10 protein-coding genes and 1 pseudogene are annotated in these 11,195 nt (G+C 35.7%); 8 read left to right on the top strand and 3 right to left on the bottom strand.

All coding sequences use genetic code 11. The annotated features are described in order from the left end of the window. The 3 genes from R2B72_RS17160 to R2B72_RS17150 all read right to left on the bottom strand — a co-directional run. Window positions 1-565: transposase (locus R2B72_RS17160; protein ID WP_318618051.1), on the bottom strand; the 565-nt coding region annotated here is incomplete at its 3' end. A 251-nt stretch (window positions 566-816) separates the two neighbouring features. Continuing rightward, complete coding sequence (locus R2B72_RS17155; RefSeq protein WP_318618050.1) at window positions 817-1,212, bottom strand: VOC family protein; 396 nt, start codon at window positions 1,210-1,212, stop codon at window positions 817-819. Window positions 1,213-1,592: 380 nt separating this feature from the next. Next, a complete protein-coding gene (locus R2B72_RS17150) occupies window positions 1,593-1,982 on the bottom strand; it encodes a hypothetical protein (protein ID WP_318618049.1) in 390 nt (129 codons plus the stop codon). Between the two features lie 1,192 nt (window positions 1,983-3,174). Here R2B72_RS17150 and R2B72_RS17145 point away from each other — a divergent pair. The 8 genes and pseudogenes from R2B72_RS17145 to R2B72_RS17110 all read left to right on the top strand — a co-directional run. Further along, window positions 3,175-3,585, top strand: a pseudogene (locus R2B72_RS17145) (transposase); the annotation flags it as partial. 844 nt (window positions 3,586-4,429) lie between these two features. Next, window positions 4,430-5,473: an SIS domain-containing protein gene (locus tag R2B72_RS17140; protein ID WP_318618048.1), complete on the top strand. Its 1,044-nt coding sequence runs from the start codon at window positions 4,430-4,432 to the stop codon at window positions 5,471-5,473. A gap of 61 nt (window positions 5,474-5,534) precedes the next feature. Next, window positions 5,535-6,830: an ABC transporter substrate-binding protein gene (locus tag R2B72_RS17135; protein ID WP_318618047.1), complete on the top strand. Its 1,296-nt coding sequence runs from the start codon at window positions 5,535-5,537 to the stop codon at window positions 6,828-6,830. A 53-nt stretch (window positions 6,831-6,883) separates the two neighbouring features. After that, window positions 6,884-7,786: a sugar ABC transporter permease gene (locus tag R2B72_RS17130; protein WP_318618046.1), complete on the top strand. Its 903-nt coding sequence runs from the start codon at window positions 6,884-6,886 to the stop codon at window positions 7,784-7,786. Window position 7,787: 1 nt separating this feature from the next. Then, window positions 7,788-8,690, top strand: a complete 903-nt coding sequence (locus R2B72_RS17125) for a carbohydrate ABC transporter permease (RefSeq protein WP_318618044.1) — start codon at window positions 7,788-7,790, stop codon at window positions 8,688-8,690. Window positions 8,691-8,704: 14 nt separating this feature from the next. Beyond that, on the top strand, window positions 8,705-9,520 hold the full coding sequence (locus R2B72_RS17120; protein WP_318618043.1) for a PfkB family carbohydrate kinase: 816 nt from the start codon (window positions 8,705-8,707) through the stop codon (window positions 9,518-9,520). 78 nt (window positions 9,521-9,598) lie between these two features. Then, window positions 9,599-10,342, top strand: coding sequence for a GntR family transcriptional regulator (locus tag R2B72_RS17115; RefSeq protein WP_318618042.1), 744 nt, complete (start codon window positions 9,599-9,601; stop codon window positions 10,340-10,342). Window positions 10,343-10,401: 59 nt separating this feature from the next. Further along, complete coding sequence (locus R2B72_RS17110; protein ID WP_318618041.1) at window positions 10,402-11,073, top strand: HAD family hydrolase; 672 nt, start codon at window positions 10,402-10,404, stop codon at window positions 11,071-11,073. Window positions 11,074-11,195 lie beyond the last annotated feature (122 nt).

The following is an 11,195-nucleotide window of genomic DNA, read 5'->3' as shown; positions in this document are numbered from 1 at the left end:
CTAAATCAATGCCAATTCCGTCATGCTCGGGCACATGTGCTTCTTTCACTTCTTCAACCTCACATAACACAGAAACAAAATATAGACCCGCTTTTTGCGACACTGTGCAGTTTATGACCGTTGCATTCGTTGGGATATACCCCATTTCCTTTAAACGAACCCAACCCATCGTCGGGATTTTAATGCGATGGCGCTCTATCGGCAAATCAGTTGCATTATTTTTCGGAAAATAAGCTTTAACATCTTGATTCTTTTTCTTTTTGAAACGTGGAAATTTGGCTAATCCCTTAAAAAAGTTTCGAAAAGCCTTATCACCATTCATGATGGCTTGTTTCACAGCTTTACTGGAAACATCCTTAATCCATTGATCAGTTTCTTTCGTATGAACATTGTTCAACCATTTTGAAAAGTTAAAGCCAGACAGGTGTTTCTTTGTTTCCTTGTAATGCTTCTGCGCAGTATCCAGATAGAGATTATAGACGTATCGACAAACGCCGATGGTCTGGTTGATTTTTTGTTGTTGGTCAGCGGTGAGGAGAATTTCCGTTTTATATGCTTTTTTCAAAACAAGCATCCCCTTTACTTTTTTCGCTTCCAATCGTAGTTTCAACTTCATTAACAATCTTTACCCTATTTAACGCGCAGATAACCGTTAAAAAACTTCTAAGCTAATAGATCTTTTACTATATTTTTATATAATCTTCAATGTTATTGATAACAGTAGTTAACTCCTCTTGACAATGCTTTCCAAGACAGCCCTTCTTTTACGTTCTATAACTCAGTTCATTTCTCTCCAAATCTTTTTGCCGATAAATTTTATTTTGCATTCTCATCGGGTTGATGGATTCCAAAAATATTGCCTTCTGTGTCCATATAATATCCTTGCCACGCCATGCCAGGCAGGGCATATTTAGGCATGGCTACTGTGCCACCATTCGCCATAATTTTCTCTTCTGTTACGTCGTAATTCTCCACACCCATTGTACAAGCAAATCCATTTAAGGCTTGACCCGCTTCAGGTGGAGCACTTTGCCGTTGCATCAGAGCACCATCGATCCCACGCTCACTCTCATCGCCCGTAACTGCTCCAAAGTAAGGCATTCCTGCAAAATCACTCCAATCTTGAAATGACCATCCAAATACCTCTCCATAAAACTTTTTTGCCCGTTCCATGTCATCCACATGAACTTCAAAATGAATTAATCTTCCCATGACTTCCTCCTGATTTTTAAATATTTAGATTTTTTGCCTATAAAAACTAAATATACCATCTTATCGAAAAGACAGTCAAGCGGAATCGTTTTATCTCAGCTGTGAAGAGTAAAAAACACTTCATTTCATATATTTGCGAAAATTTATTTAAAAAAAGTAACGTTTTTCCCTTTCTATATTTAGTCCATAAACAAATAAATTGGATGAAAACTGGATATTTAATGTGCCATATAAGTTGAACTATTGAAGCCTACTAACAACGCTCGGCGCCTAGCTGGAGTATATATAGAATCATTCGTTCACATACACAGGAAGATGTTTGAAATTTCTTTCTTCTTACCACTTCCTTTGCTATACTTAATATGTTAGATGAACCTTACTTATATAGGTTTTGCTAACGCTAGTCTTTCCTTGACTGTTAACTTGCGTGTGCGAATTGCCTCCAACAAATTCGAGGATAATTCTATTACTATTTTCTTGATGGTTTTTAAATTGGGAAGCCCGTATTCAAAAAGATGCATGACGATATCTGTAATTTGTGCTAGGAGATAATGGTTTTTCATGGCGACATAATTTTGGCTATTGCCATGTTCAAAATGGTACTGCAGATTTTTCTGACGATTTAACCATTGGTTTTCAATACACCATCGACTTCGTCCCACCTCGATTAGTTGCTTGCAGTTCTTTTCCTTCACCGTTAAATCGGTGATAAACGTATATTTTTGCGTCTGCCCATCCCTTTCATCAACACGGTATTCAAGCCCGTTCAAGGTACGTTTCTTGTAACTGATATCATTTACCCAAAAAAATGTGTCGAGCTGATTTGCTTGTTCAATATACTTTAATGTCTCAAATCCTCCTCAATACTCTTAATCCGCCCTTCCTTAATCCGAAGGACATATCTCTACCGGTATTCGTTACACAAACTAAACACACCTTCACAAGCATAAAGGCTGTCTACTAATATGCAAATAGGCAGGCGTTTATTAGTGGACTTAATCGTCTTGGCAAAGCGACGGAATGCCTTCAACTCGCAATCCTGTTTCGTGACTTCTTCTGATTCTTTTTCAATAAATTCAGAACCTAGAATCAACACCAGATGGCCAACTACCAATTTAGCTTCCAATACATGATGCGTATAAACGGTTTTTTCTCTCCCGCAGCTTTAGTTTGTGAAACACGTTTCAATCAGTGTTCACATTGTTTTTTTATCAAAACTAAATAGGTATGTTCCGTCAAAGATAATTCTCCAATACTTTTTATTTATTCTGTAATCCTCAAAACATCTTTTCTTCAATAATTCCTTGATTATATAGGTTTTAATTTCCTCTAATTCATCTAAGGGAAGCTGCTATAAATAGTTGTTGATTGAATCATAATGAGGTAATTCTTCCAGTGTTTCAATGCCAGTTATTTCTTTGAGGTTTTTGAAGTGTTTTTTTTAATAGTTGGTCATAATGCGCATGCTGGTGAGGCTGCAGGCATTTTTTATTAACATCATGGGAAGCAATAATTCAAATGGGCTAATATAACTTTGATGCCTCGGATCCTGTACACGCGACAGGTGAAGTTGAAGATCTTTAAAGAAATGTCGTTGAATCCTTATGAATTCGAAGAAATAGTTTTTTCTGGTTCAATCGTTTTTCTTATCTGGTCAACAAGAAAAACGCCTCTTTAAAATAGTTGCTGCCATGCCTATATTATCGTAGTATACATCTATTTTAAGGAAAGATTTGTCTGGTAGTTAGCTCGAAAAATATTTATTCCTTAGAGCTGCAAAACCCTCGTCATCGGAATGGACATCGCCAAACACACCTACTAAGCCTGCATGGTGGATGGACGTGGTCTGCTCCTGAAGAAATCGTTTCCGGTTCATCAATCCAGACAAGGATTAGAATTCTTCTATGAACTGATTCTTGAAGCGATGAAAGCTTTCGATAAGACAGATGTCATCATTGACATCGAACTGTCCTAGGACTCGGAGACAAAACGATTATCCATTTACTGTCTGAAATCGGCAGTTTCGCCCATTATGATCATCCAGGCTAATTAATCAAACTTGCGGGATTGACATTACGGGAGAATTCTTACGGTCAGCACAAGGGACAGAAACGCATTTCCAAACGGGGTAGACACTAGTTACGTGCGCTCCTCTTACGGGTCATGATTACAATGATTCGGCACAAATGAAGCGTTTCGAAAACTGCACGAGTATTACATAACAAGACAGACAAATCCATTACGTAAAAAAAGTCAATCGTGGTTCTATGCGGTAAGTTACTGAAGTTGTTACAAGCTATATGTTCGAAGTACATGGTATTTGACGCACAACAAATGATGAAGGACATCCCTAAGCTCCCAGTGGCTGCGTAACGGATTCATTTCGAAGTATCACTAGACAACTGGATGACCCGGAGAAGCCGGCATTATTACCTCCATTCGACCATTGAGTCCTATACGAGCTTCGCCAGCCTTCGCCTTATGACTAGACCGAACGAAGGAATGTATGCGCACAAGATGCCAAAAGACGTGGGAGGGTACGTCATCATAAGCTATGTGGAGATCCATTGTGCATCGTATATTGAAACATTATCGTAACTTGTATTATCCAGTGACGAACGCGTAGCGTAGCCTGACCTATTTGAAGATTCACACATCTAATTATTATTGTTTATCATAGTGTCTAAAATATTTTTTGGCACCCTAACAACCGATTAAACCGTTGATACATCAACATTTATAGTTGGAGGGAGAAAGGATGATTGACACCTGACTAGTATTTTGATTAAAGTGTGGCCAATTTCAGTGCTGTTTAGCCACACACCGCTGGAAATCTGCAATTAACTTTTTATCGTCTTTCAAATTGAAGTGAAGAATAGAAGGGATCATAGATAGAGATACGATATAGCTACAATTCACCTATTGGTTATGGAGATGCAAGGGACAATGGATATATTTGCGGCCAATCCCCAGAATAGGGCTCTATAGAGGGAATAAGAATAAGCAAGGAAAAAACGTCAAATCACTCGATTTCAAAGAAATTGTCGTTTTTTTGAATGCAACTGCATGTAGATATTTTAAAAACGAAAGTTTTCAAGTAAATAACAATACTATTTAAACAGAATATTGTAAATAGTATTGACTATTAATAATATCATATCGTATAATAACTGATATAACGTCATATGACGTTATCGAAAATGGGAGGGGTGCTAATTTGAAACAAGAACATGGCATTTCAGTCAAAGAAGCAGAGAGCGTTAAAAATTGCCAAAGGGGTGTGGACATGAAACATGAACATGCAACTCAAATCGAGAATGTTGTAAAAGCGGTAAAAGCCAAAAATATTCAAAACGTATTTTTTGTAGCATGTGGTGGATCAATGGCATCACTATCACTCGGAGAATACTTCATAAATAAGGAAAGTGAAGTACCAAGCTTTGTTTATACTTCAAATGAATTCGTCCATCGTAATCCTAAATTGCTTGGAAAAGATAGTTTAGTAATATTGAGATCTCATTCAGGTACAACACCTGAAACCGTCGAAGCAGCAAGTTTTGCAGCGGCAAAAGGTGCACTCACGGTGGCCATATCAATGGAAACTGAATCACCGCTTTGCCAAGCCTCAGAGCATATCGTGCACTACAATTACAAAGATGGGTCAGATGCGATTGATGGTGAGGCAGGAATGTTTTACACATTAATTTTCGAAATCCTAAATGTTCTATCTCCAAATGAAAAATATTCTCGTATTGTTAATCAATTACCGAAATTGGGGAACTTGATTGAGAAAAATACTGAACTATTTTTAGAGGCAGCCAATAAATTTGGTAAAAAGAATAAAAGAGAAAGTATTATTTACACGATGGCAAGTGGAGCTTATATCCACCATGCGTATTCATTTACAAGTTGCTTATTAATGGAAATGTTATGGATTCACTCGAATGCAATTCATTCCGGAGAGTATTTCCACGGACCTTTCGAAATAACAGATTTCGATGTTCCATTTCTAGTGATTAAAGGAGAAGGAGCAAGTCGTCCGCTAGATGAGCGTGCCTTAGATTTTGTAAACAAATTTAGCGAAAAAGTAGAAGTTGTAGATGTTAAAATGTTCAATTACGACGGGATTGATGAAGATTTACGTGAATATTTTGGACCTGCATTAACGAGCTTTGTTTTAAGACTATATGCAGACGGATTAGCAGAACATACGGGTCACCCATTATCGGTAAGAAGATATATGTGGAAAATGGAATACTAAGCGTTTTGATATACCTAGTGTACCGTTATTTCGCGACATCAAAAGACAAGGAGGGTTTTTAATGAAAAAAGTGCCAGGTCTTCTAGTTATGTTACTTATATTTATCGTAATACTTGCCGCCTGTAATGCAGACAAAGGGAACGAAAGTGCAAATAGTGAAGATACTGTGGGTAATGAAGATATTGTTGAAATCAATTTTTTCCACAGATGGCCAAATGAACCGAGAAAATCTTTTTATGACGAAAAAATAAAAGAGTTTATGGATGAAAATCCGAATGTCAAAATTAATGTTGACTCAGTTCTAAATGATTCATACAAAGAAAAGATTAAAGTTTTAGTTTCAGGAAATAAATTACCGGATATTTTTACTTCATGGTCAGATTCTTTTGCACAAAATTTAGTTTCTTCAAACAAGATTATGTCATTAAACGATGTCATTAGTAATGATAAAGACTGGTCTTCAAAAATAATTGAATCACAGTATGGTGGATTTACCTTTGATGATGTAACATATGGAATACCATTTACAGTTGATGGAAAAGCATTTTTTTATAATAAAGAGATTTTTAAAGAAAATAATATTGCTGTACCTACCACTTACGATGAGTTCATCGAAGTATTAAATAAACTGCAAGAAGCTGGATATAAAGAACCTTTAGTAGAAGGGTTAACGAATACTTGGGCAATTTCTCATTACCTAGGCACTATCTTCGACAGAGTTGTCGAGCCGTCTATATTGGAGAAAGATTATAACCAAGAAACTGGCGAGTTTACAGATGCTGGTTATATCACGGGGCTTGAAATGTTTCAAGAATTGACGACGTATATGGGCGATGTTTCGACTGCGATTGATCATGAGGCGGCTCGGAACATGTTTGGAAATGGCGAAGTACCTATCTTGTATATGCAATTCGCGGAAATTAAGATGGTGGAAGACATAGGGGATGTAGAAATTGGTTTCTTCAATTTCCCAGAAGTCTCAAACGGGAAAGGAAATCAAACTTCATTAACCGGAGCTCCTGAAGGTTGGATGTTAAGTAAAAATGCGCCTAAAGAAGCTGTAGAATTTTTGAAATTCTTGACTTCAGAAGAAACTGCTTTTGAATTTACAAAAACGGCTGGTCAACTAAATGCAGTTAAAGGAGCGGTAACTTCAGAAAATGTTAAAGCCAATAGTCTAGAGGCTTACGATATAATAATGAAAGCCTCTTCAACTGCACCGTGGTTTGATAATGCAGTAAATATAAACATTGCAGACATCTTTATGCGTGGTGGTCAGGAGTTAGCCACAAGGCAAACTACTCCAGAGGAAATACTAAAAGCAGTCCAGCAAGAAGCAGAGAAATTGAAAAAGTAGCAATAAGGGGTTATAGAAGCCCTAATGTTCATTGAATATTAGGGCTTATCTATATGAGAGAAGGTGTATGTGTGATCTATAGAAAAAAACAAGTTATTCCAACTCTATTCATACTACCAAGTATATTGTTATTAGGTATCTTCATTTACTTTCCACTCGTACAAAACTTCTATAATAGCTTTTTTGATTTTAGTGTATTTTCACCAACGAAAGAGTATATTGGATTTGCTGCTTTTAAATACTTGCTACAAGATAAAGTCATCGTTATTGCTTTTTTAAATAATATTAAATATGCAGTGGTTTCAATGGTTTTTCAAGTTGCATTCGCTTTAATCTTAGCAACGATTTTGGAAGATAAATTATTTAGAAGAGTTGCTCCAGCTTTGCGTATCATTTATTTTATACCGGTCATGATTTCAATATCTGTTATCGCGTTATTATTTGGATTTATCTACAATCCTCAAATGGGGCTTTTAAATAGCTTTTTAGAACTAATTGGACTCGAAAACTTTGCGATCCCTTGGTTAGGAAATGCGACTGCATCAATCTATGCAGTTATTGCAATGTCACAATGGCAAAGTATAGGTTTCATCACGATGTTGTTCATTGTTGCAATCCAGAAAATTCCTAAAGAATTATATGAGGCTGCTGATATAGATGGTGCAGGAAAGGTTAGGAGATTCTTAAGTATTACCGTTCCACAAGTGAAGGAAACGATGTTTGTGAACACGCTAATTACGATTACAGGGGCTATGTTGGTTTTCAATGAGCCTTACATCTTAACAAATGGCGGTCCAGGATTTAGTTCCATGACATTGTCAGTGCATATGTATCAGCAGGGATTTGTTAAAGACAATATGGGATATGCCTCAGCGGTAGCAACATTAATTTTTGCATTGACAGCGATATTTGCCTTGATTCAAATAAAAGTTTCTAGAACTGGAAAGGATGAGTAAGGTGACTAAAACAAATACAAATGAAGAATACGTGGAATACAATAGAAATACTGGATTCTTTAAATCTATTGCAAAATTAAACTTACATGCTAAAGTTTCCAAGAATCTAATTCTTCTAGGGTTATTGTTTTTAGCATTACTTATCCTTTATCCACTTTTTTGGATGGTCATTTCATCATTAAAAAGCTACGATGAAATTTATAATAAGGTGTGGTCACTTCCAACTGAATGGCATTTTGAAAACTATCTAACTGCATGGTCTAAAGGTATATCCAGTTACTTTATTAATAGTTTAATTGTTACTCTTTCAACAATTGTTTTGGTTGTTTTAATAGGATCCATGGCAGCGTTTACATTGTCGAGGTACAAATCAAGATGGATTGATTTTTCGTTAATTTTTATCGTTGGAGGACTCATGATGAATCCTCAAGTTGCCTTAATTCCATTATTTGAAATGCTAACTTGGATGGATTTAATCAATACTCGATGGGCGTTAATATTAACTTATGTCGCATTTAGATTGCCTTTAACCATTATATTAATAAGGGCTTACTTCTTAAGCATCCCTAAAGATTTAGAGGAATCAGCCATAATTGATGGATGCAGCGAGTTTGGGATCTACAGTAAAATTTATCTTCCATTGTCAATCCCAATTATTATGACTGCAATTGTATTCACTGCATTTTTCGCTTGGAATGAGTTTTTATTTGCCACTGTTTTTATTGATTCAGATGTATTAAAAACAATCCCTTCTGGTCTGATGAATTTTAGGGATGCACTGCGAACTGATTGGGGAGTTCTTTTAGCTGGAATGGTAATAGCATCCATTCCTATGATTATTTTATTGATTTTACTACAAAAATATTTAGTTAGAGGTTTGTCTGAGGGGTCGGTTAAGGGATAAAAGGAGGAATTTCCATGAATTTAATAGCTGTTGGCGATAATGTTGTAGATTGTTATTTGGATCAGCAAACATATTATCCGGGTGGTAACTGTGTCAATGTAGCTGTCAATGCCAAAAGGAATGGTGCTGAAAACGTAGCTTATATCGGAATTTTCGGCTCTGACGGTATGGCAGAACATATCAAGTATGCATTGAAAGAGGAATCAATTGATTTTAGTCTTTCTCGAAAAGCAGATGGTCTTAGCGGTCAACCGCAAGTATCTCTTACTCCAACTGGCGATCGAATTTTTGTTGGGGGAGCTAAAAATACTGTACAACATAAACTGAAGCTTCAATTGATAAAAGAAGACTTAGATTTTATATCAAAATTTGATGTATGTCATGTTAGTTGTTACTCTTCGATGGAAAGTGAACTAGCGAATGTTTCGAATGTAATCGATATTTCATATGATTTTTCAAATAGATTAAATTTAGACTATATTGAGTCCATTGCACAGCATATCAAATATGCATTTTTTTCAGCAGCTGAATTAAATAATCAAGAATTAAATGTATTTATTGAGCAGGTAAAAAAACTAAACTTTGAAATAGCGGTAGTAACTCGTGGTAGTTTACCGGCTTTATTTATTAAGAGTGGAGAAATTTTCAACCAAAACTTAAACCCGATTACTGTTGTAGATACGATGGGAGCAGGAGATAGTTTGATTGGAGCTTTTTTAGTGCATTATAAAAATGAAGTGGCGATAGAAGAGGCCATTGAAAGAGCTACAAAATCTGCTGAAAAAACATGTGGATTCTATGGTGGATTCGGCTACCCGAAGGAATACTGATGATAAATTGTTTTATAGTACCTCTTCATGTAAAGTTAACTAACAGTAATGTCTTGATGTATTGATAGGAGTGTTATTATGAAGAGCGAAAAAAATACGAATTCTGATGAATCAATTCTGTTATATGAGCAAATTAAAATCGGTATAAAAGAATTAATAAAAAGTAATAACTTAAAAGCTAAGGACAAGATACCAAACGAAATGGAACTAGGGAAGATTTATAATGTAAGTCGAATCACGATTAGAAGGGCCATAAAGGAATTAGTTGATGAAAATGTTATAGAAGTAATTAGAGGAAAAGGGACCTTTGTCAAAGCAACAAAAAAGAATCTCCATTTATTGAATTTGAAGGGGTTTACAGAAGGCCTATCTACCGAGGAGAATAATATAAAGAAAAAAATTTTATATAGTAAAGTGGTTTCGGATGATCCGGAAATACCAAAAGTCCTTTTACGAGAAAATAGGGAATTCCTAAAGTTAGTTCGTATTGTGAAAGATTCAGATGGACCTTTTAGTATTGATTATGCATATTTACCTAAAAGTATATATCCAGATATTGAAACATTAATATCGGATAATGTATCTACTTTTAAGGTGATTAGAGAAAATTATAATGTTAAGTTTACACGAGTTGAAAAAGAAGTTGAATATGTACATCCATCATCTGAAATCTGCAAGCACTTAGGCATTAATAAAATGTCAACTGTAATCTTAGTAAAGAAAATAATCTATGGATCCAATGACTTGCCTGTCCATTATTCAAAATATTATTTGCTGGGCGACAGGGTAAAGTTTTATATAGATGTAGATTATAGTGAATAAGATTTCTATAATAGTAATGGATTTGAGTAAAGGAATCAACGAGAATAGGAAGGTGCGAAATGATAAAGGGCATTATTTTTGACTTTGACGGGTTAATTTTAGATACCGAAACTCATCAGTACCTCGTGTTGCAGGAAATTTTTTCTGAGCATGGAAGTGAATTGCCGATTATACGTTGGCAACAAGAAATAGGGACTCAAACTGGTTTCTCTCCTTTTAAACATTTGGAAGAAAAGCTCGAAAGAAAACTAGAACATCAAATTTTACAAGAAAAGTTTGAAGATAAGTACCATTCTATATTAGCTGAGGAGAAAGCAAGAGCAGGCGTAGAGGACTATATAAAATCAGCTAAAAAGATGGGCTTGAAAATCGGTTTAGCTACTAGTTCAACTTATCAATGGGTATCTACTCATTTGAAAAACTTAAACTTATTCGATTACTTCGAATGCATTCAAACCTCGGATGATGTTGAGAAAGTAAAGCCTGACCCCGCATTATACTTGCAAACTGCATTAGGTCTAGGGCTAGCTGTAGAAGAATGTCTAGTATTTGAAGACTCCGCAAACGGTGCATTAGCAGCTAAGCGAGCAGGAATGAGTTGTGTCATTGTTCCAAACCAAGTAACTCATACAATGGATTTCTGCGCCGTCGAACATAGACTGGAATCGATGACGGATATGCTACTTAAAGATGTAATTGAGCATGTAAGTAGTAGTCTTTCAAATAGATAAACCACTAATCCCTCATTTACTTAGGTAAATGAAGGGTTTTAATATGGCTAAAAATGATAACCAATTGGAATTCAAAGACTATTCGTAACATACAACATTTTTGCGGAAGTATTCCGACTAAG

It is taken from the genome of Sporosarcina sp. YIM B06819, from assembly GCF_033485175.1.
Lineage (GTDB): Bacteria > Bacillota > Bacilli > Bacillales_A > Planococcaceae > Sporosarcina.
This window is presented reverse-complemented; position numbering and strand designations above follow the sequence as displayed.

Excerpts from the sequence above, each read along its gene's own strand:
- R2B72_RS17155 (WP_318618050.1), bottom strand. The coding sequence starts at position 1,212 with ATGGGAAGATTAATTCATTTTGAAGTTCATGTGGATGACATGGAACGG.
- R2B72_RS17135 (WP_318618047.1), top strand. The coding sequence starts at position 5,535 with ATGAAAAAAGTGCCAGGTCTTCTAGTTATGTTACTTATATTTATCGTA.
- R2B72_RS17130 (WP_318618046.1), top strand. The coding sequence starts at position 6,884 with ATGAGAGAAGGTGTATGTGTGATCTATAGAAAAAAACAAGTTATTCCA.
- R2B72_RS17120 (WP_318618043.1), top strand. The coding sequence starts at position 8,705 with ATGAATTTAATAGCTGTTGGCGATAATGTTGTAGATTGTTATTTGGAT.
- R2B72_RS17115 (WP_318618042.1), top strand. The coding sequence starts at position 9,599 with ATGAAGAGCGAAAAAAATACGAATTCTGATGAATCAATTCTGTTATAT.
- R2B72_RS17110 (WP_318618041.1), top strand. The coding sequence starts at position 10,402 with ATGATAAAGGGCATTATTTTTGACTTTGACGGGTTAATTTTAGATACC.